Source organism: Lysinibacillus sp. F12, from assembly GCF_057773605.1.
Genome location: NZ_JBYMLP010000003.1, coordinates 65,641 through 86,666, shown reverse-complemented (window position 1 = coordinate 86,666; position 21,026 = coordinate 65,641). Strand labels below are relative to the sequence as shown.

Here is a 21,026-nt window from a genome sequence, read left to right as displayed (position 1 = left end):
CAGAAAGAAGGTTTTGTATGAACATTTCAGCCATCATTAAACTAACCGTATCAATGGCACTTTTTGGCTCCATCGGCTTTTTTACTGTTCATACTGGAGTTCCTGCAACAGAGCTCGTCTTTGTTAGATGTATTTGTGCAACCCTCTTTCTAGGAGGATTGTGGCTCGTCACTGGTGGACATAAAACAGAAAAATGGGAGAAGAAAGAAGTAATTCAAACTATTATTTGTGGCGTTTTCTTAGTACTAAATTGGGTATTTTTATTTAAAGCCTTTGAGGAAATGTCTATTTCGATTGCCATTTCTATTTATAATTTAGCCCCTATCTTTGTCTTAATTTTAGGCGCTATCTTTTTAAAAGAAAAAATGACCATCCAAGCACTTGTGGCAACTATTACTTGTTTTATCGGTAGTATTTTTATCATGGGTCTTCAAAACTTTGTATCTTTCTCTGAATTTATGCAATCAGGATTTGTTTGGGCTTTATTGTCAGCGGTGTTTTATGCTCTTACCATGCTGACAAGCAAGACCATTACAAAGCTTAGCTCCTATGCCTTAACGTATATTCAAACAACAGTTGGCATTTTGATTCTACTGCCCTTCATCGATTTCTCACTCTTTGAAGGTTTAACTACAACCAATTGGTTCTATATACTAGGCACAGGATTTATTCATACTGGATTTGTATATTATTTATTTTTCGATAGTATTCGCAGTCTTACTACTATTCTAGTTTCCGTTTTAGTATTCGTCGACCCTGTAGTGGCCATTTTACTCGATATGCTGCTGCTTGATTTTATGCCGAACTTTATGCAAACATTGGGCATTTTATTCATCTTCGGCGGGATTTTCTACACGATCTATACCCCGAAGAAAAAACGGCTACCACAGGAGGTATCCTAATGGGCAAACTCTTTACAATTGGTGAATTGCTAATAGATTTTACGCCAACACAGCAGCATGGTGACCTAGTACAAGTCGAGCATTTCACGAAACATGCTGGTGGAGCCCCTGCAAATGTCGCAGCAGTATGTGCCAAGCTTGGTCAACAGGCAGCCCTCCTAACACAAATAGGTCAGGATGCGTTTGGTGATTTTCTGAAGAAGACTTTGCAGCAGGCAGGTGTGGACACACAATATATTCGACAAACTACTGAGGGAGAAACTAGCCTTGCTTTTGTAGCACTCTCTAAAACGGGCGAGCGAGATTTTCAATTTTATCGACGCCATGCTGCAGATTTATTGTACAAACAAGAGTATCTCCCATCACAACTATTAACTAACAAAGATATCATTCATTTTTGTTCAGTTAATCTTGTTGACAGTCCAATGAAATCAGCCCATTTAGCTTTTATCGAGCAGGCACATCAAGCAGGCAGCATCGTTTCCTTTGATCCGAATGTTCGATTGCCTTTATGGCAGGATGAGACGGCTTGTCGAGAAACGATTCTAGCTTTTTTACCAAAAGCCCATATTGTAAAGCTTTCGAATGAAGAACTGTTATTTTTAACAGCCATCGAGGAAGAATTTTCGGCTGTGCACACATTATTTCAGGGGCATCTGGAGACCATTATCATTACTCATGGAGCAGAAGGCGCAACATTATATACAAAGAAATGTCAACGTAAGGTCCATGCTGAGAATGTACAAGCAGTTGATACGACTGGTGCTGGGGACGCTTTTATTGGGGCGATATTAAGTCAATTCCTTCAACATCAATTATCTGCCGATCATTTGGTAGCCTATTGTGAACAGTATGCGATATCCCTGCTTTCTTTTGCCAATCGCTATGCAGGAATCACGACAATGAAGCACGGGGCGATTCCCTCCTATCCTGAACTACCGTTAGAATGAATCTAAAATAATTTGAAACCTTTTATTCTTATTTTCCGTATGTACTGGTGAGAAATCAATGGGAGGAGGACCTGCATGGAATCGATTACAAAAAAACGAGCTGCTGCTTTTTTAATGGATACTGCTATTTCAACGGCTGTCACATTGGGCGTGGAGTATTTTCTACGGAAGAAAGTGAAAAATGAGGTGGTTCATGCACTCGTTACACCGACAGTCATGTTATGGGCATTAGAGTACGCACAGCTTCGTAAAGGTGGACAAACCATTGGCTATAAAGCTACGGGACTAGTACTGGAAAATGCAGATGGTCATGAATTATCAGACTGTCAAATTTTAAAACGTATGGCTTATCGGGATACAATCAGTTCATTTGACTATTTAAAAAATCGCCAGGCATTTGAGCAACAGCATGGACAATGCCTTCCTCATGATAGCTTTGCCGGTACGGTTGTGAAAGAGAAATAAACGAATTGCTAAAATTAGTTGTAGATTTGCAACCCCATGACGTACGGAGCTTTATGGATCATTGAAACACATATCCAAAATTCATAACACTAATATACCTCCTCCCAAGGTCAACAGGAGGAGGTATTATTGTATGACAAAGTATTGATGCATCTGAATCCGTTATCGTTATTTGATTGAACATCATACTCACTTCAATAAAGTGTAGGTGGAAATTCTATCTGTTTTTCAATCCCTAGCACATCTACCAGTATTTCTTCATTAAAATATGGGGAATGCCACAATCCATAAACTCTTCCCCTTCACGCTTATAGCCTAATTTTTCATAAAAACCCTCTGCATATGATTGTGCATTTAATTTAGCTTTTGTGAGGCCATTGTCTCGGGCAATTTGCTCTAAGCCAATAATAATTTCTTTGCCAAGTCCAAATTTACGGAACTCTTCTACTATACAAATGCGCTCCAGTTTACCATAGCCCTCGACTACACGCAGTCTACCCGTTCCCACTGGCTGCTCCTTATAGTACACAAGAATATGATCACATGGTGCTTGCAGTGAATCAAATTCATCAAACTCTTCTACCTCTGGTACTTGTTGCTCTTCAATAAAAACTTTTCGTCTAAAATCAAATGCTAATTGTAAGTCTGCATCAGTTGTTACTTTTTTTATGCTCATGAATACTCCTCCTCGTTTCACTACCATCATCCTCTTCTCCAGGTGCAATTTTCACCCAAAGATGATACTATTAGTATAGAACGATTTTTATTGCAAATACAATAAAAATCTCAGGAGGATCGAAAATGAAAGAAATCTTACGTGAAATAGGTGCTATCGCACGGGCTTTAGACTCGATTAGTAATATAGAATTTAAGGAATTGGATTTAACGAAGGGTCAATATTTATATGTTATCCGAATTTGCGAAAATCCTGGCATTATTCAAGAAAAGGTGGCAGAGCTATTGAAGGTGGATCGCACAACTGCTTCTAGGGCCATCCAAAAATTAGAAACAAAAGGCTTTATTGAAAAACGTAGTGATCAAGGAAATAAAAAAAACAAATTACTTTTTCCAACCAATAGAAGCTTAGACATCTATCCATTTTTAAAACGGGAAGGCGAGTATTCTAATAAACGAGCACTTGATGGTTTTTCTAGCGATGAAGTCGACAGCATCCACCATTTACTCAAGCGAGTTCTACAAAACATTGAAATTGATTGGGAATCTGTAAAAAAAGGGCAGAAGCGACACTATTAAAGGCGATTCCTGAATTCCCCTGCTCTGGAATCGCCTCGTATTAGACATGGGCGGCAAATACTCTTTTTAAAACAGCTACCATAAATTCAAGATCTTCATCGGTACAGCAAAGCGGTGGACTTAACGTAATGATAGTATTGGAGCCCTCCACTGTACCGCCATTTTTCCCAACAATTAAGCCATTCCCTTTACACTCAGCAATGATGCTTGCCACCCTTTCTTCCTTTGCAGGTCTTTGTGAGGCTTTATCTTCAACAAGCTCTATACCAACGAGCAACCCTAGCCCTTGAATATCTCCAACAAAGGGTAACTCTAATAAGTCTTGTAGGTCATGGAGTAGTTGAATTCCTAAATCTTTTGAACGCTGTACAAGTCCCTCTTCTTCAATGATCTTAATATTTTCTAATGCCACAGCACAGGCTGCCGGGTTACCACCGAACATATTCATATGTCGACAATGACTATAGCCGTCGATCTCTTTAAATTTATCATAAATATCTTTTCTTACTGCTGTAATTGATAGTGGTAAATAGGCGCTAGTAAGTCCTTTAGCCATTGTAATAACATCTGGACGAATACCGAAATGTTGATGGCCAAACAGCTTACCCGTTCGCCCGAAACCACAAATAACTTCATCGATAATAAGTAACACCCCGTACTTTCTACAAATGCGCTCTACTTCTTGAACATATGTTTGTTGTGGAATGAAGACACCCCCACCTGTTATGAATGGCTCCATAATAACAGCGGCAATCGTTTCATTTTGCTCCCCAATAATTTTTTCTTCGATGTCACGCGCTCTTGCTAAATTATATACTTCCATTGATTGACCTTTAGGACGACGATAAGGATCGGGTGGGGCAACGTGCAGGAAGCCTGGTGTTAATGGTTCATATTTATATTTACGTAATGCCTGGCCTGTAGCGGCTAATGCTCCAAGCGAGCTAGCATGATAGGCTCGATAACTAGCAATCATTTTATAGCGTGTCCCTTCCCCGTTTTGTTGATGGAATTGTCGTATTAACTTGAACGCTATTTCATTTGCATCACAACCACTATTCGAATAAAACATCATATAGTCGTCCTCTAGTAAGCTGTTGATTTTTTCAGCTAATCTAATAGCAGGCTCATGGCTCTGTGTTAAAGGGGCATAGCATAGTTTTTTTAATTGCTCGTAAGCGACCTTAGCAAGTCGCTCACGTCCATAACCCACATTGACTGCCCATAAGCCTGACATGCCATCTAAAAATCGATTGCCTAAACTGTCTTTTATCCATGCTCCTTCCCCTTGTTCAATAATGACTGGAGTATGCTCGTTATAAATGGACATATGGTGCCAAATGTTTTCACGATCTTTGTGCTGTAAGGTATGGGTGAACTGATCACTTCGTTCCTTTTCCATCTCATGACCTCCAATCGTGTATCCTAGATGTATTTTTTGCCTTTCGTCAATTTTTACTATATACACTCATTCGTGTTGAAATTTTCTGACTTCTCAAACATAATAAAAATTAGACATTGTACATTCGAAGGGCAGGTGCTAAATTATGTCCAAACATCCTCTACTCGTACGTGATGTCCTTAAGCGCAAACATTTTGAATCAGCGAAGCTTATAGCAGGACACCATGGCCTTGAACGACAAGTTCTGTGGACACATATTTTAGAAATTAAAGATTTTGATACGTTAATTAATGGTGGTGAACTCATTTTAACTACTGGGGTCGGTTTACAGTTAGAGCGTGAAACGCAAATTGCTTACTTACAAAACCTTATTCGGAACGAAGCTGCAGGGCTTTGTATTGAAATTGGAGACTATTTTGATCATGTCCCTGTGGAGCTGATTGCCATGGCGAATGCGCATCATTTTCCAATCATTGTCTTTGAAGAAATAGTTCGCTTTATCGATATTACACAAGATTTACATACGTACATAATTAACCAACACCAACAGGCACTTACACAGCTCGATACCCTTTCTAAAACATTTATGGAATTATCGTTAATGCCCAATGGGATTTTAAAAATCTTACAAGTCCTTCATCAAGATACCGAGGCATTATTTTTATTTGTCTCCGAAGATACAAAAAGCTTTTATTATCCAGTCGAAGCTAAAAAACACTTACGTATGATGGAAGAACATTGTCAGCAGTTAGAACTACAAGAGCCCTTACATCTTTTATCAATTGACAAGGACCATTTTGTCATTATCCCAGTAAATGGTCTTGGACAAGTTTGGGGCTATCTATGTATGCATTCTGAACTGCCGAAACCGAGTGATTACACCTTATTAAACTTAGAACGTGCTACGATGTCCATTGCCCAAATTTTAATGAGAAATCGCATGCTTCAGGAACGTCAGCAAAGCCGTGAGGATGAGTTCATTCTTGCATTAATTCAAGGCCAGCCTGTGGATGTCCCATACTACCAAAGCTATTTACCGATTGAAAGTCGGAATTTATTTTACCGTGTCGTCGTGTTCAATCTACATGACGAAACCAAAGCAGTGCCAGAGGAAGAGTGGCAGGAAATACAATTACAAAATGCCATGTATGTTCGCTCCATCTTAAAGAAGCTAGGATTCTTCCCTACCGTTTCAGTACGACAGCATGAGATTATTATTTTAGCCTTCTATATAGCTGCAGATTATATGAAGGATAATCGAGATTCCTTCAATCAAGCCATATCACAAATTGTTGCTAGAAAGGCATCTCAATTTTTTGAACAGCTTACCCTTACCTGTGGGATAAGCAATGTTTATCAAACAATAGAAAGTGTCCATCTTGGCTATAAGGAGGCTAAATCGTCTATCCAAATGCAGCATCATCAATTGACTAGCTCCATTTATTATAAGGATTTAGGCGTTTTCCGGTTATTATTACAGCAAGAGCAAACCACCCTATTACAATTTGTGAAAGATTACTTGCTAGAATTATTATTACTGGATCAAAAAAACGGCCATGATTTGTTCCAAACATTAGCTGTTTATTTAGCTTGCAATGGAGCTAAAAATGATACGGCAGAGCAATTATTTATCGTCCGTCAAACGCTCTATAAACGCATTGAACGACTAGAAAGTATATTCGGTGCTGATTTTTTACAAGCGCCACATCGACTAAACATTGAAATTGCCGTCAAGGCCTATGAACTTTTGCAGAAAACAGCACCTGATTTATTACGATTTTGAACGTGGGTCCATAAAATCACGTAAAGCGTTACTAAGCATATATAAGCCAAGAACAAGAATCGTGATGGCTCCTCCAGGCGCATACGTATACCAAGGGGCACCGATTAAATAAGCCTGTGAATCTTTTAACATTCTGCCCCAGCTAGGGTTTGGTGGCTGAACACCAAGCCCTAAATAGCTTAGTGCTGCCTCTGCTAACATTGCAGTAGCAAATGTGACAGTCGCAGCGACAATAATTTGCGACGATATATTAGGTAAAATATGACGAAACATAATGCTATGAGGCTTGACACCAATTAATTTGGCTGCCAATACATACTCTGAATCACGTTGTTGGACAAATCCGCTCCGTGCAATTCTAGCAATAGCAGGGATGGCGATAATGCCTAAGGCTACGGCCGTATTGACAATCCCAGGGCCAAATACCGCTACTAGCATCAATGCTAATATAATGCCAGGAAACGCCATTAAAGCGTCCATTGTTCGCATAAATAGTTCATCAACCCAGCCACCAACATAGCCTGCAATTCCTCCTATGGTAATACCAAACAATGTCCCAATTCCTACAGTTAGTAGCCCAACGGCGAAAGCTGTTTGTGTCCCCTTCATAATCCGGCTAAAAATATCACGCCCGAATTCATCTGTCCCAAAAAGATAAGCACCATCTGGTCCACGCAATTTCTCAGGTATGTTCATGGCGTTGACATCATGTGGTGTATAAAAAAAGCTGACCAGCATGACGAGCAAAAAGCCGACAATGACGAGGAGACCAATGGATAAATTCAGTTTTTTAGTATAACGTTGTAGCTGTTTCATTGTATCCACCTCTTAATGTAATCGGATTCTAGGATCTAATACAGAATATAAAATATCGACAATAAAATTTATCATGACCACAGCGACCGTAATATACATAACGATCCCCTGTACAAGTGGAAAATCACGGTTACTAATAGCCGTTATGAGAAGCTGTCCAATACCAGGCAAAGAAAATACTTGCTCCACAATAATCGTCCCCGCTACAACTTCCGCCATAATTAGGCCAAATACGGTTAAAATCGGAATCATTGAATTTTTCAATACATGCTTATACATGACATTTTGTTCAGACATTCCCTTACTACGAATTGTCCGTACATAGTCGAGCTGAACCTGCTCTAAAATAGCGGTACGCACATAGCGGAAGTTCACAGCAATTTGTGGTATCGCAATGGTTAAGGCTGGGAGAAGGAGCGTACTAAGCGCCCCAGCAACACTTTGTGTCCATGGTATATAACCACTAATTTTAAAGAAGCTAAACTGTAAGCCAACGTAAAGAATAAGCATCATTCCTAGCCAAAAGGATGGTACAGCCATCCCAATTTGTGTCACAGTAGATAACGACACATCACTTATTTTATTTTGTCTTCTTGCCGCAAACATCCCTAAAGGTAAGGAAATGACTAAAACAATGAGTAGGGTAATCCCTGCCAACGACATAGTGACAGGAAGTCGATCAAATAATAAATCTTTTACAGGCATTGAAAAACGAATGGAATCACCTAGCTGACCTGTCAATAAGCCCTTCATCCAATCCACATATTGTTCATAAAGAGGACGATCTAAGCCGAGTTCAGATCGTAAATTTTCAATTTGTGTGGGATCCGCTTCTGTCCCCAGCATTGTTCGAACCGGATCTCCAGGTAATATTTGAAAAACACCAAATGTAATAATGGATACAAGCAGGATGGTTGTTATTAACAGGATGATTCGACGTAGAATATACATCATGGGCACTCATCCTCTCCTAGTTTGAAAATTGAACCTCTGACATATCATGGAACCAGAATGGATAGCTCTTCAGCCCCGTCACTTGTTTGTCAGAACCCCAAACAATTTGGTAATCAGCAATATAAACCGCAGTAGCCTGCTCAGCTAAAATTTCCTGTGCTCGATGGTAGTACTCAATTTGTTTGGTTTGATCTGTTTCCTTTAGCACATCAGTCATAATTTTGTCATACTCGTCATTTTTAAATAGGAAGAAGTTTTCACTATCATTTGTAGAAATATAATCATTTAAAACCTCGTAGGCTGATGCACGACCTGTTAAATCAATCGTTGTCATTTGATAGTCACGACCAAAATAAACACGGTCTAGCCAAATTCCCCACTCCACCACCTCAATTTCCACATCAACACCAATTTCTTGTAAATTCGCAACTGCAATTTGAGCTATATTCGAATACATATCATTGTGTGAAGATACCGTAATTTTTGTTTTGAAGCCATCCGGATAACCAGCCTCTGCCAATAACGCCTTTGCTTTTTCTATATCGCGTTCATACATGCTTTCTAAGCCCTTTTTTTGGAAATCGCCCATCGCTGGACTCATATTTGAACCAAGTGGGACAGCATAGCCCGCAAATACCGAATCAATAATATCGGATTTACTAATCGCGTAGTTCATAGCCTGTCTCACTTTTACGTTATCGAATGGAGCCTTTGTTTCATTAAATGTAATGATTAAGGATGAGTTATTATTTTGATGCGTTAAATGGTAGCTCCCTTCAACCTCACTCACACGATGCCATGGCACACTTGTTAAATCAACCTCATTTGCCATCAAGCTCATAATCGCTGCTTGATCATCCGATTGGAAGGTAAACGTAACTTTATTCAAATAAGGTAAGCCTTCCTGCCAGTAGTTCTCATTTTTCTTAAGTTCTAAATTTGTCCCTGGCGCGTATTTCACAAAGGCAAAAGGACCTGTTCCGATTGGATTCTCATTATGCTTCCCATCATTACTTTTAGGAATAATTGCTGATTGTCTTGCCGTTAATGAATACAGGAAGTTAGAATTAGGATTCTTTAACTTAATCACAAATGTGCTGGCATCTGGTGCCTCAGTTGATGCCACGTTATCAAAGTTATTGGACATTTTTTCACCACCGTTTTTCCCCATTAAACGGTCAAATGAATATTGAATATCTTCTATCGTTAAGTCATCACCATTATGGAATTTCACTCCTTGGCGAATCTTAAATGTATATGTTAAACCGTCCTCTGAAACCTCATAGCTCTCTGCAAGTCCTTCTTTTAAAGAACCATTTGTTTCTGGTGCCATTAATCCTTCAAATAAATTCATAATCATTTGATACGAAATGGATGCGGTTGCCTTATGTGGATCTAAAAAATCCGGATCATCATTTACACGTACTACAATTTCCTGCGGTACATCTGCTGTAGTTTGGCCATCAGAACTATTAGAGCTCGTCGATACTTTCGCTCCATCACTTGAACATGCACTTATAATGAATGCCATCACGAACATGAAGAGTATTACCCCACTATTTTTCAAATTCATTGCCGTTCCCCCTTCTCCTAAGTGCTTATCTTTTGAATGCTTGTATAGCTTTCCACCCCTGCCAATTTATCTGCCGCTTGAATACCAGCAAGAATAGCTTCCTCCATCACCTTAGTTGCTAAATGTCCCAAATAATCTAGCGCAAATGTCTGCTCTCCTGTACCTAGCACAAAAATAGTGTCGCCATCAAGCATCGTATGGACAGGATAAATCGTTCGGGCGAGTGCATTTTGTGTAAGCTGGGCAATCTTTTTTGCTTCTGCCTTTGTTAATTTTGCATTCAACGCTATTACGCCAATGGTTGTATTTGTGCCAGCAAGTGCCTCTGATTGTGCATGCTGTTCGAGATAGGCACAGCAATCCAGCCACTGTCCTGTTTGAGGATTTCTCGCTCCCGCTAAAATTTGCCGTGTATGAGGATGTTTGACATCTCCCACTGCATTAACAGCCACAATAGCCCCAGCAATAAGCCCATCCTTACCCGCAAATGATGCACTGCCAAGTCCACCCTTCATGGCAAAGTCTGGTCCTGCTAATTTACCTACCGTTGCCCCATAGCCCGCGCCAATATTGCCATTTTGAAATGAACCTACTTGCGCAGCTTGAGCCGCTTCATAGCCCATTTGTGCTGTAGGTCGAGCTTGAGGATCACCGATAAATAAATCAAAGAGGACGGCACTTGGTACAATTGGAATTTTGGCAACACCTGCATCAACCCCAATTCCTTGCTCCTCTAAAAATCGCATGACTCCTGTGGCAGCATCTAACCCAAAGGCACTGCCCCCTGACAGACAAATACCATGCACACGATCAATTTCATTAATAGGATCTAAAGCATCCGTTTCACGAGTACCTGGTGCAGACCCTCTAACATCTACCCCACACACTGCCCCGCCTTCCATTAATAGTGCCGTACAGCCTGTAATCCCCTCTTCGTTTTCACGATGCCCTACCTTGATCCCTGGAACATCGGTAATATTACCAAACATACCAACACCTCAATTCAAAATAAATTAAATATTCAGATTATTCATCATATAAAAAGCAAGCGACGCGCTGATTTGCATTGTTCTCCTGAAGCTTAGGCCTCTCGTGCTGGCATCTTTCCATAACATATGGACAACGTGTATGAAACACACAGCCAACAGGTGGATTGATTGGACTAGGTAGTTCACCTTGTAAAAGTATTTCTTGTTTTGGCTCATCAAAATGGACGACTGGAATGGCAGATAGCAATGCTTGTGTATAAGGATGCAATGGATGAGCGTATAGCTCCTTCTTCGTCCCAATTTCTACAACCCGCCCTAAGTACAACACCGCCACACGGTCACTTATATGCTTCACAACACTTAAATCGTGGGAAATAAATAAATAAGTTAACTGAAATTCATCCTGTAAATCCATCATTAAGTTTAGGACTTGTGATTGCACAGACACATCTAATGCCGATACTGGCTCATCCGCAATAATGAATTCAGGGCGAATCGCAAGAGCCCTTGCAATCCCAATCCTCTGCCGCTGACCTCCTGAAAATTCATGTGGAAATTTATGCATCGCATCTTCAGGAAGTCCAACCTTTTGTAACAATTCTTTCACGCGCTCTTTGCGCTGTTCCTTCGTCAATGTTAATTGTAATTTCATTGGTTCCTCAATAATTGCTCCAATGCGCATTCTAGGATTTAGAGAGGCAAAGGGATCTTGAAAAATCATTTGCATTTGATTGCGATAAGATTGAAGCTTATTCCCTTTTAAATGCTGGATTGGTTGTCCCTTATACAATACTTCCCCAGCTGTTGGTTCAACGAGCTTTAAAATCGTTCGTCCAAATGTAGATTTTCCTGATCCAGATTCGCCTACAATACCTAGCGTCTCTCCTCGGTAGATTTCAATGGAAATATCATCGACCGCTTTGACCATTTTTTTCTCTTCTTTCATAGACTTGCGCTTCACAGGAAAGTAAGCTTTTAAATGATTAATTTCCAGTAAAACTTCTTTCTCCGTCATGTGCCAGCTCCTCCTTCTCTGTGAATAAATGACAGCGCACTTTATGTGTCTCTTGAATATGGTGTATGGTCGGACTATCCTGATGGCATTGCGCCATGGCATGCGAGCAGCGCGGTGCAAACCGACAACCTTCTGGTAAGGCATATGCTGGGGGCACAGTGCCCGGGATCGATGGCAGCCTTGTGACCTCCGTTTCAAGACTCGGCATTGTTTTTAACAGTGCTATCGTATAAGGGTGCTGGGGATTTAAAAAAAGCTCTCTTACGGGAGCTTCCTCCACTATTTGCCCTGCATACATGACCATGACACGGTCCGCTGTTTCTGCAACAACACTCATATCATGAGTAATAAATAAAATGGCTGATTGATGCTCCTCCTTCATTTTCATCATCAGCTTTAAAATTTGTGCCTGTACGGTTACATCCAATGCTGTAGTCGGTTCATCCGCAATTAATAGCTGAGGATTATTAGACATCGCAATGGCAATCATGACGCGTTGCCGCATCCCCCCCGATAATTGGTGTGGATATTCAGCGATTACCTTCTCCGCATTAGCAATCCCCACTTCCTGTAATAATTGTAGTGCTTTTTGCCAAGCATCTTTTTTTGAAACCTTTTGATGTCTTCGAATGCCCTCTACCATTTGATTACCGATAGTAAATACTGGGTCTAGGGAGGTCATGGGCTCTTGAAAAATCATACTAATTTCATTGCCACGAATATGGCTCATCTCTTTATTTTTATAGGCTAATAAATTTTTGCTGTTTAAGTGGATGCTTCCTGCTGTAATTTCCCCAGGAGGGATTGGCAGTAAACGCATAATGGCTAACGATGTAATACTTTTGCCACTGCCTGATTCTCCCACCAATGCAACCGTTTCTCCTTTATGAATGGTAAAGTTCACATCATCTACCACCTTGGCCTCTTTGCCATTCTTCAAATGGAATCGAATGGATAATTGATTGACCTCTAAGAGCACTTCTTTAACTTTTGCATGTTCCATAGGCGTCCCTCCCTGTTAGCGTTGAATAGGTGGTGCATAGCGTATGGCAATATTTTTCATTTGCGTATAGTTCCGCAGAGCAACAAAGCCCTTCTCTCGACCAATGCCACTTTTTTTATAGCCTCCGAACGGCATTTGTATACCACCAGCTGCCCCATAATTATTGATAAATACTTGTCCTGCCTGCACACGACTTGCCACATAATGAGCTGTATCAATATTCTGTGACCACACACCCGCAACTAAGCCATATTCTGTGCTATTGGCTAGAGTAATGGCTTCCTCCACGCAAGCAAATGTTAAAACCGTCAACACAGGCCCAAAAATTTCTTCCTGTGCTAAAGGATCATTCGGCTGTACTCCATCTAGTATAGTTGGCTGCACATAGAAGCCATTTTCATACCCTTTAATCGTCAATGGCTCCCCGCCAGTGATGACATAGCCGTCTTTTTTAGCTTGCTGTAATAATGTAGTGATTTTTGTATACTGACGTTCATTTAATAATGGCCCCATATCCATGTCCGCCTCACCAGGCCCCACCTGTATCGCTTGAAATTTTTGCACTAATTGTGGGAGAAATGTATCTTTTATACTTTCTTCAATGAGTAGTCGAGCCCCAGCAGAGCATGTTTGCCCTGCATTTTGAATAATAGCCCTTACAACGCCCTCTAATGCTTGCTCCATATTGGCATCCGCAAACACAATATTGGGTGATTTTCCGCCAAGCTCTAATGTTACAGGGACCACATTTTCTGCTGCCGCTCTCATCACTGCAATTCCAGTAGGAACAGAGCCCGTAAAGGTTATATGATTAATATCAGGATGTGAGGTTAAATATGGACCCACATCACGTCCCAGGCCCGTAATATGTTGAAAGATTCCTGTAGGCAGTTTCTCTGCAAGCCATTCCGTAATGGCATGTGTAGTAAGTGGTGTATCTTCTGCACTTTTCACGATAACTGCATTGCCTGTAGCAATCGCCGCAGCGACACTTCGTGCTGTAATTTGAACCGGATAGTTCCATGGCACGATATGTACCGTAATACCAACGGGTTCCAGTACTACTGCATTCAATAGTCCATCCTCAATTGGAATCGTATCCCCCATCACTTTATCAGCCGCTCCACCGTAAAATTCAAAATAACGAGCCGCCGCTTCAATATCTGCCCTTGCTTGTGTTAAAGGTTTTCCTACGTCCCGGCATTCTAGTAAACTCCATTCTTCGGCATGCTGACGAATATAATGAGCGAAGTCAATTAATAACTGACCTCGTTCAAAAGCCTTCCATTGTCGCCATTCATCACTTTCAAAGGCTCTACGTGCTGATCGCACCGCTTCTTCTACATGCGCTTGACTTGCATTACTAATTTGCGCAATGATTTCTCCGGTTGAAGGATTCTCAACATCTAGCAATACTTCTGCATCCCCATAAATCCATTCCCCATTAATCAACATAGGAATATTTTTCATCGTACCCCTCCTATAATCCACGACCACCATCTACATGTAAGGTCGTCCCAGTGACCATGCTAGCTGCATCAGACAATAAATAACTGACAGCTCCTGCTATATCAGAAGGCTTCACCAATCGCCCTAGTGGGACAGATTGCACAAACACACTTTGCTTGGTTTGCTCGACATCTGTCCCTTGTGCAGCAAATTGCCCAAGCATTTGTGTATCAGCAGGTCCAGGATGAATCGTATTAACACGAATTTGGTCTGGTGCTAGCTCAACCGCTAGCCCTCTCGTAAAGCTTTCCGCTGCACCTTTTGACGCAATATAGGCCTGTAAGCCAGGTCTTGGACGTACTGCTGAAATTGAAGCAATCGTCACAATAGAACCCTTTTGCTGTTTTTTCATAAAGGGGACAACTGCTTTTGTTGTTATAAATAAGCTTTTTACATTGACATCCATTAAGCGATTCCAATCATCCATTGTTACTTGCTCAATGGGCGTAGCAGCTTGTGCAATCCCTAGTGCATTGACAAGTCCATCCATTCTCCCATACTTATTAAAAATTTCCTGGAAGATGGCATTCACTCGCTCCTCCTGCAATACATTAACTTCAAAGCATTGCAGGGAGTCATGGGTTAAATTTGACAGCGCCGTTATGGATAAATCAAGTCCTATGACCAGATTACCCTGCTTAAGCTGCTCTTCAATAATGGCTTGTCCCATTCCGCCACCTGCTCCTGTCACAACAATCACCTTTGGCTCAGTTGCCATACTATACACCTCCCGCTGTTACAGACATATGACTGATTTCCTGACAAATCGCATCGCCCATTTGTGCCGTCGTTGCTTGTCCACCAATATCAGCCGTTTTTACGACGCCTTCTTCCAGTACTTTACTAATAGCTTGGACAATCAAATGTTCTAAATCCTTTCTTCCCTGATGTCCAAGAAGTAAGGCAAGCGACCATATTTGAGCTATTGGATTGGCAATACCCTTGCCGGCTATATCTGGCGCGGAACCATGCACAGGCTCAAACATAGACGGAAATTTCTTCTCTGGATTTAAGTTTGCAGACGGCGACAGCCCAAGCCCCCCAACAATGGCAGAGCCTAAATCAGATAAAATATCGCCAAATAAATTGGAAGCCACAACAACTTCAAATTCCTGTGGTCGTTCGACAAAATAAGCGACTAATGCATCGATATAAATGGATTCAAGCTGTAATTCTGGTGCAATTTGTGTCACTGTTTTTCTTGTATGCTCATCCCAAAATTTCATGGAATGTATGATTGCATTAGATTTTGTCGCACTTGTCAGCTTGGTTTTCCCTTGCTGCTGAGCATATTCACAGGCTGCACGAACAATTTTTTCAATTCCAATACGCGTCATAATTGTATTTTGAATCGTCATTTCTTGTGGCTGCTGTAGATACAGTCGACCACCACTATCCGAATATTCGCCCTCAGCATTTTCGCGGAAAATGACAAAGTCAATCTCGTTCTCGCCAGCTAGAGGTGAGGATATCCCAGGCAAAGATTTAATGGGACGGAAATTCACATACTGTTGGAAATTTTTACGAATCGGCATAATGAGCTCCCATACCGTGACATCATCTGGTACGCGAGCATCACCAATTGCTCCAAATAATATCGCATCATATTTTTGTAGTGTATCAAGTGCATCCTCTGGCATCATACAGCCGTGCGCTAAATAGTATTCAGAGCTCCACGGAAAAACCGTCGTTGTCATTTGTAAGGATGAATCCCGTTCTTGCACACATTTTATAACCTTTAATGCTTCCTGCATGACTTCCTTTCCAATGCCATCGCCTGGTATAACTGCCATTTTTATCGTTGTCATTGGACATCACCAGCCAAAAATTTTAATGCCGCTAAACGATAAATGGCAGTTGTTTCTGCCAATTCTTCAATATCTACATATTCATTGATTTGATGAGGAATTTCACGATCTCCTGCACCAACAGTCACTATTGGAATCCCATGGACATGAAGAAACGTACCATCTGTAGCACCAGGAACACCATTATATTTTGGCTCCTTCTCTGTCACCTCTGCTACTGCCTCGTAAATGGCCTGTACAACAGCATCTTCCTTAGCAGTTGCTGTAGCAGGTCGATTATCAAGAATCGTTAGTTCCACGTTAAAATCCGGATCATCTGCTTGTAATCGTTCAATAATGGATTCGATTCTTCCTAGTAGTTCATCATGGTCTTGGGCAGGAACCGTACGAATATCAAGTGTCGTCATGCAGTGATCAGGAATGACATTGATTTGTGCATCTCCTTTAACAGGCGCACGTAAAATCGTTGGTGTTATAGATGGCCAATTCAGCATTGGGTCACGTCCTAACCGAGCCTGCTCCTCTTTTTCTAGTTTCTCCAGCTCTACAATCAATCGTGCCATACGCCAGTTCGGATTAATGCCACTCCACGAGATTGCTCCATGTGCCATCTTACCGAAAATATCAACCTGTAAACGAATTGCCCCACGCTGTGCAATGCATACATTGTTTTCCTGTGGCTCACAAATAATAGCCCCATCTACTCCGTCTGCCCAGCCGTTTTTAATAAAATGTTTAATGCCCAGCATGAGCCCCTCTTCATCACAAGGAATACATAAAATAATCTTGCCTGTAAACTCTTCCTGATCTAGTAGTAGTGATTGACAGGCAGTAATCATACATGCGAGATTCCCCTTCGTATCATTTGTTCCCCTGCCATACATACGCCCCTCAACAATCTCTGCTCCAAACGGATCATATGCCCATGCATCTCGATTTCCTTCCGTTACAACATCTGTATGACCCTCGAAAAGTAATGTTTTCCCAGGCTTGCCCGAATCAATAATACCAATAACATTCGGCCGGCCAGGCACAACCTCCTCTACATGCGTCTCAATGCCAATATCCCGTAAATATGCCGCAACTACGTGTGCCACCTCCTCTTCATTACCCTTTGGATCATTCTCGCGGTAAACGCTTTCAATTCGTACTAGCTTTTGTGTTAACGCGATGACCGCCTGCCGATCTCGCACATACGATTTGGTTGTTTTTAAACTAGTTACTGTCATGCAAAGGACCTCCTATTTTATAGAATATTCTGAATTTATATTATTTTAACATTGACCCTTCTCTATGAAACTAGACAATATGTTAATAATTCATAGCATGACCTTAACTTTTTGTTTAGCCATAAATCGCTAAAAAACAACATTTTTTCTACTTAATGTTATTTTTTATAATTTAAAAAGTAAACACCTTTGAAAATCAAGGATATTGAGCAACTTCATTTCTTTGGCATAAAGCTCTCACACCAAAATAAAAAAACCAGCAATTGCTGGTTTTTTTCTTCCATAATTATTGTTGGCGGGATTCGGTCATTTGCTTCCAAACCGAGCCTTTTGCTTCTTCACCTTGCTCGATACGGGCAATGGCCATTTTCACTTGTAGCTTTACTTCGAATTCTTTATCATCTTCAGCCGCTTTTAATACGGGTAATGATTGTTCTGTACCCACCTCATATAAATACATCGCTGCACGCCAACGTACCAATTTGTTCTTATCTTGTAGGGCTTGCTGCATAGCTCCTTCAAATTCTACAAAGCCAAGGTCGCTCATACAGTCACCTGCTGTACGTCGCACGGCGGCACTTTTATCTTGAAGGGCTCTCTCTAAATATGGAACTACCGTAACATCTTCGACCATCCCTAAATATACAGTTGCTAGACGACGAATAGACATTTGCTCATCCTGTAAAGCTAAATCTAACAATGGTAAATCATCCAGCTCCGGATCAGCCATTTGGTCTAACAACTGGAAGCGTTTCTCCCATTCTGGTTGTTGGAACTGTTCCACTGTTATTTTCAGCTTATTGGATGGAACGATTGCTTTTTCATCATCATTATTAATCGCAGCTACAATTTCTGCTAATCGTTCTGCAGAATATGTGACATCAATTTCCCTTTTGACCGCTTCTGCGATTTCTTCTAGTTCACCATACCGCACACCATAATCAATCCATTTACGCTGGAAAATATAGTTTTCATCTACTGCTGATTCAATAATTTGGTTAAAAGCCTCGACAAAACGATCACCACAGCTCATACGATGTTCACGTTGGTTATCAAACACTTTTACTTGTAGGGGTACTTGCTTATAGAACTGTACATGGACATAAACTTCCCCGTAAAACTCGTTAGCTACCATTGGTTCATCTTGCGTTTCAACGTCTTCACCTAATACTTGACGGATACTTGCTAAAATACCCTCCCAAGCATATTTTGCATTACGCTCCACCGCAAAGAAATCAGCTACATGATAAACGCCCTTTATCCCCTCAATAGCTAAAATAGCTGCTGCTTCGCCAGTCGCTTCATCTTTATTATCCTTTGTAAAATTATAGCTTTTCCCGAACGGTAGCTCTGTATCAACAACAATCTTCATAGAATTTGGACTTGGTGTCGGTTCAATTGTAATAATCTTCATGTCTATCGCTCCTTATCCGTTAGCAATTTCATCTAAATATGACCATCTTTCAATCAGATGCTCATACTGTGCATTTAGCTCATCAAGCTTAGCTGTTAATTCCTGTAGTTTTGTAAAATCTGAACCAGCATTAGCGATTCCCTCTTCGGTCTCCATAATAGCTGCTTCTGCTTTCTCAATATCGTCTGCAATCGTTTCCCATTCTTTTTGCTCTTTAAATGATAGCTTTTTCTTGTCTGATTTTGGTTTTTCAGACTTCGGCTTTTCAGCTTTCGGTGCATCAACTTTAGCAGTTGCAGTATGCTCACGCTTCTCCAAATACTCACTATAAAGATCCAGTGTTTCCTCAACCTGCCCTTTTCCATCTAAGATCCATAGCTTTTTCGCAATACGGTCTAGGAAAAAACGGTCATGGGAAATCGTGATGACTACGCCAGGGAAATGCTCAATGAAATCCTCAAGCACACCTAATGTTTCAATATCTAAATCATTGGTTGGCTCGTCCAATAATAAAACATTAGGCTGCTCCATTAATAAACGTAATAAATGAAGGCGCTTGCGCTCACCACCTGATAATTTACCAATTGGTGTACCGTGTGCATGTAGTGGGAATAAAAATCGCTCTAGCATTTGAGCCGCGGAATAGCGTACACCCTCTGCATCTGTAATATCATTCGAAGCCTCACGTATATATTCAATCATACGCTCATTTTCATTCATTTTCGGTAAAGTTTGCTTGAAATGGGCGAGCTTCACTGTTGATCCAACAAGAATTTCACCTTGGTCTGGTGTAAGCTCTCCTGCTAGCATCTTTAATAAGGTAGATTTCCCTACGCCATTCGCACCAATTATGCCAATACGGTCACCTTGCTGGAGTAAAAATGAAAAGTTATCCAGAATCTTTTGCTGTCCAAATGCTTTCGAAATATTTTCAGCCTCGAGTACTTTGCGCCCAAGACGGGTTGTAGCGAGTCCCATTTCCAATGAAACATCCTCTGATTTACGCTCTAAATTCTCCTCCAACTTTTCAAAGCGTTGGATACGCGCTTTTTGTTTAGTAGAGCGCGCCTTTGCACCGCGACGAATCCATTTCAACTCTGAACGATAACGGTTGCGATCCTTCTGAGCAGATGCCGCCTTCATTTCCTCACGGATGGCACGGGCCTCTAAAAAATCACCATAATTTCCGGTGTGTCTATACAGAGTTTGATCGGCTAGCTCGTAAATATGTGTTGATAATTCATCTAAGAAATAACGATCATGGGTAATAAAAATAACTGCACCCTTTAAGCGTAGCACCATCTCTTGAAGCCACTCCGTTGCCTCCACATCTAAATGGTTGGTCGGCTCATCTAATAAGTAGAGATCTGCTGGTTCAATTAATACTTTAGACAATGCCACTCGTTTTTGCTGTCCGCCAGAAAGCGTTAGCACTTCTTTATCAAATGTTTCAATGCCTAGCTTTGTTAAGGCTGTTTTCGCAAGCGCATTGACATCCCATGCCTGCTCTTCATCCATACGCTGTTGCAAACCAAATAAAGTCTTTTGTAAACTTTCAGATGTTGGATTTACTGCCAGTGCAGCCACCGTTTCCTCATATTGACGATTCAGTTGTAAAACCGGTGAATCGCCAGCAAAGACTGCTTGCAAAACTGTTTCTCCTGATTGAAATGACGGTTCCTGTGGTAAATAGGCGATACGGTATTTGTTGGGGCGATCCATAGTGAGAGTATCCGCTTCGATATCCTCTGCTAAAATCGACAGCAGGGTCGATTTACCTGTACCATTAATACCGATTAAGCCAGCTCGCTCACCCTCATAAATGGTAAATTCAATATTTTCAAAAAGCGTTTTATCGCCCACAGTTTTTGTTAAATTTTGTACGATTAAATGACTCATTCCACTATTCCATCTCTTTCATGTTAGGTATTGTTCATGCCCACACTACTTTTATGTAGAC

General features: G+C 41.0%; 19 protein-coding genes. 5 read left to right on the top strand and 14 right to left on the bottom strand.

What is annotated here, in order from left to right; all coding sequences use genetic code 11:
* Nucleotides 1-17 precede the first annotated feature (17 nt).
* From AC3CH7_RS14195 to AC3CH7_RS14185, 3 genes are all read left to right on the top strand, one after another.
* The gene (locus tag AC3CH7_RS14195) at nt 18-902 is read left to right on the top strand and encodes a DMT family transporter (protein WP_012293883.1); all 885 of its coding nucleotides are present in this window, start codon (nt 18-20) and stop codon (nt 900-902) included.
* A complete protein-coding gene (locus AC3CH7_RS14190) occupies nt 902-1,852 on the top strand; it encodes a carbohydrate kinase family protein (protein WP_289449207.1) in 951 nt (316 codons plus the stop codon). Before AC3CH7_RS14195 ends, AC3CH7_RS14190 begins: the two co-directional genes overlap by 1 nt.
* 75 nt (nt 1,853-1,927) lie before the next feature.
* Nucleotides 1,928-2,317 carry an RDD family protein gene (locus AC3CH7_RS14185; RefSeq protein ID WP_012293881.1) on the top strand — a complete coding sequence of 130 codons (390 nt, stop codon included), beginning with the start codon at nt 1,928-1,930 and terminating at the stop codon, nt 2,315-2,317.
* Nucleotides 2,318-2,561: 244 nt separating this feature from the next.
* Here AC3CH7_RS14185 and AC3CH7_RS14180 read toward each other — a convergent pair whose 3' ends face one another.
* Nucleotides 2,562-2,993, bottom strand: coding sequence for a GNAT family N-acetyltransferase (locus AC3CH7_RS14180; RefSeq protein ID WP_031419559.1), 432 nt, complete (start codon nt 2,991-2,993; stop codon nt 2,562-2,564).
* Between the two features lie 125 nt (nt 2,994-3,118).
* Between AC3CH7_RS14180 and AC3CH7_RS14175 the strand changes: the two genes are divergently transcribed.
* Nucleotides 3,119-3,571 (top strand): MarR family winged helix-turn-helix transcriptional regulator, encoded by a 453-nt coding sequence (locus tag AC3CH7_RS14175; protein WP_012293879.1) that lies wholly within the window; start codon nt 3,119-3,121, stop codon nt 3,569-3,571.
* A gap of 40 nt (nt 3,572-3,611) precedes the next feature.
* Here AC3CH7_RS14175 and AC3CH7_RS14170 read toward each other — a convergent pair whose 3' ends face one another.
* Entirely contained in the window at nt 3,612-4,973 is a 1,362-nt protein-coding gene (locus AC3CH7_RS14170) for an aspartate aminotransferase family protein (RefSeq protein ID WP_200991113.1), read from the bottom strand.
* A 145-nt stretch (nt 4,974-5,118) separates the two neighbouring features.
* Here AC3CH7_RS14170 and AC3CH7_RS14165 point away from each other — a divergent pair, with 145 nt between their 5' ends.
* Complete coding sequence (locus tag AC3CH7_RS14165; RefSeq protein ID WP_099805976.1) at nt 5,119-6,756, top strand: PucR family transcriptional regulator; 1,638 nt, start codon at nt 5,119-5,121, stop codon at nt 6,754-6,756.
* Here the strand turns inward: AC3CH7_RS14165 and AC3CH7_RS14160 are convergent.
* The 12 genes from AC3CH7_RS14160 to AC3CH7_RS14105 form a co-directional block, all read right to left on the bottom strand.
* Nucleotides 6,745-7,572, bottom strand: a complete 828-nt coding sequence (locus AC3CH7_RS14160) for an ABC transporter permease (protein WP_036167890.1) — start codon at nt 7,570-7,572, stop codon at nt 6,745-6,747. The genes AC3CH7_RS14165 and AC3CH7_RS14160 overlap by 12 nt on opposite strands.
* 12 nt (nt 7,573-7,584) lie before the next feature.
* Complete coding sequence (locus AC3CH7_RS14155) at nt 7,585-8,526, bottom strand: ABC transporter permease (RefSeq protein ID WP_012293875.1); 942 nt, start codon at nt 8,524-8,526, stop codon at nt 7,585-7,587.
* Nucleotides 8,527-8,542: 16 nt separating this feature from the next.
* Entirely contained in the window at nt 8,543-10,099 is a 1,557-nt protein-coding gene (locus tag AC3CH7_RS14150) for an ABC transporter substrate-binding protein (RefSeq protein WP_036161273.1), read from the bottom strand.
* Nucleotides 10,100-10,116: 17 nt separating this feature from the next.
* Nucleotides 10,117-11,088, bottom strand: coding sequence for a P1 family peptidase (locus AC3CH7_RS14145; RefSeq protein WP_012293873.1), 972 nt, complete (start codon nt 11,086-11,088; stop codon nt 10,117-10,119).
* Between the two features lie 37 nt (nt 11,089-11,125).
* Nucleotides 11,126-12,103: an ABC transporter ATP-binding protein gene (locus AC3CH7_RS14140; protein WP_099805978.1), complete on the bottom strand. Its 978-nt coding sequence runs from the start codon at nt 12,101-12,103 to the stop codon at nt 11,126-11,128.
* The gene (locus AC3CH7_RS14135) at nt 12,072-13,106 is read right to left on the bottom strand and encodes an ABC transporter ATP-binding protein (RefSeq protein WP_012293871.1); all 1,035 of its coding nucleotides are present in this window, start codon (nt 13,104-13,106) and stop codon (nt 12,072-12,074) included. Before AC3CH7_RS14135 ends, AC3CH7_RS14140 begins: the two co-directional genes overlap by 32 nt.
* A 15-nt stretch (nt 13,107-13,121) precedes the next feature.
* A complete protein-coding gene (locus AC3CH7_RS14130) occupies nt 13,122-14,576 on the bottom strand; it encodes an aldehyde dehydrogenase family protein (protein ID WP_036215521.1) in 1,455 nt (484 codons plus the stop codon).
* 10 nt (nt 14,577-14,586) lie between these two features.
* A complete protein-coding gene (locus AC3CH7_RS14125) occupies nt 14,587-15,333 on the bottom strand; it encodes an SDR family NAD(P)-dependent oxidoreductase (RefSeq protein WP_332292666.1) in 747 nt (248 codons plus the stop codon).
* A gap of 1 nt (nt 15,334) precedes the next feature.
* Complete coding sequence (locus AC3CH7_RS14120) at nt 15,335-16,423, bottom strand: tartrate dehydrogenase (RefSeq protein ID WP_036215517.1); 1,089 nt, start codon at nt 16,421-16,423, stop codon at nt 15,335-15,337.
* A complete protein-coding gene (locus AC3CH7_RS14115) occupies nt 16,420-17,652 on the bottom strand; it encodes a M20 family metallopeptidase (protein WP_332292667.1) in 1,233 nt (410 codons plus the stop codon). The genes AC3CH7_RS14120 and AC3CH7_RS14115 overlap by 4 nt, the downstream gene beginning before the upstream one ends.
* Nucleotides 17,653-17,938: 286 nt before the next feature.
* The gene (locus tag AC3CH7_RS14110) at nt 17,939-19,066 is read right to left on the bottom strand and encodes a conserved virulence factor C family protein (RefSeq protein ID WP_012293866.1); all 1,128 of its coding nucleotides are present in this window, start codon (nt 19,064-19,066) and stop codon (nt 17,939-17,941) included.
* A gap of 12 nt (nt 19,067-19,078) precedes the next feature.
* Entirely contained in the window at nt 19,079-20,965 is a 1,887-nt protein-coding gene (locus AC3CH7_RS14105; RefSeq protein ID WP_488381537.1) for an ABC-F family ATP-binding cassette domain-containing protein, read from the bottom strand.
* Nucleotides 20,966-21,026: the final 61 nt, after the last annotated feature.

Coding starts and splice junctions, on each gene's coding strand:
- AC3CH7_RS14195 (WP_012293883.1), top strand. CDS start 18: ATGAACATTTCAGCCATCATTAAACTAACCGTATCAATGGCACTTTTT.
- AC3CH7_RS14190 (WP_289449207.1), top strand. CDS start 902: ATGGGCAAACTCTTTACAATTGGTGAATTGCTAATAGATTTTACGCCA.
- AC3CH7_RS14185 (WP_012293881.1), top strand. CDS start 1,928: ATGGAATCGATTACAAAAAAACGAGCTGCTGCTTTTTTAATGGATACT.
- AC3CH7_RS14180 (WP_031419559.1), bottom strand. CDS start 2,993: ATGAGCATAAAAAAAGTAACAACTGATGCAGACTTACAATTAGCATTT.
- AC3CH7_RS14175 (WP_012293879.1), top strand. CDS start 3,119: ATGAAAGAAATCTTACGTGAAATAGGTGCTATCGCACGGGCTTTAGAC.
- AC3CH7_RS14170 (WP_200991113.1), bottom strand. CDS start 4,973: ATGGAAAAGGAACGAAGTGATCAGTTCACCCATACCTTACAGCACAAA.
- AC3CH7_RS14165 (WP_099805976.1), top strand. CDS start 5,119: ATGTCCAAACATCCTCTACTCGTACGTGATGTCCTTAAGCGCAAACAT.
- AC3CH7_RS14160 (WP_036167890.1), bottom strand. CDS start 7,572: ATGAAACAGCTACAACGTTATACTAAAAAACTGAATTTATCCATTGGT.
- AC3CH7_RS14155 (WP_012293875.1), bottom strand. CDS start 8,526: ATGATGTATATTCTACGTCGAATCATCCTGTTAATAACAACCATCCTG.
- AC3CH7_RS14150 (WP_036161273.1), bottom strand. CDS start 10,099: ATGAATTTGAAAAATAGTGGGGTAATACTCTTCATGTTCGTGATGGCA.
- AC3CH7_RS14145 (WP_012293873.1), bottom strand. CDS start 11,088: ATGTTTGGTAATATTACCGATGTTCCAGGGATCAAGGTAGGGCATCGT.
- AC3CH7_RS14140 (WP_099805978.1), bottom strand. CDS start 12,103: ATGACGGAGAAAGAAGTTTTACTGGAAATTAATCATTTAAAAGCTTAC.
- AC3CH7_RS14135 (WP_012293871.1), bottom strand. CDS start 13,106: ATGGAACATGCAAAAGTTAAAGAAGTGCTCTTAGAGGTCAATCAATTA.
- AC3CH7_RS14130 (WP_036215521.1), bottom strand. CDS start 14,576: ATGAAAAATATTCCTATGTTGATTAATGGGGAATGGATTTATGGGGAT.
- AC3CH7_RS14125 (WP_332292666.1), bottom strand. CDS start 15,333: ATGGCAACTGAGCCAAAGGTGATTGTTGTGACAGGAGCAGGTGGCGGA.
- AC3CH7_RS14120 (WP_036215517.1), bottom strand. CDS start 16,423: ATGACAACGATAAAAATGGCAGTTATACCAGGCGATGGCATTGGAAAG.
- AC3CH7_RS14115 (WP_332292667.1), bottom strand. CDS start 17,652: ATGACAGTAACTAGTTTAAAAACAACCAAATCGTATGTGCGAGATCGG.
- AC3CH7_RS14110 (WP_012293866.1), bottom strand. CDS start 19,066: ATGAAGATTATTACAATTGAACCGACACCAAGTCCAAATTCTATGAAG.
- AC3CH7_RS14105 (WP_488381537.1), bottom strand. CDS start 20,965: ATGAGTCATTTAATCGTACAAAATTTAACAAAAACTGTGGGCGATAAA.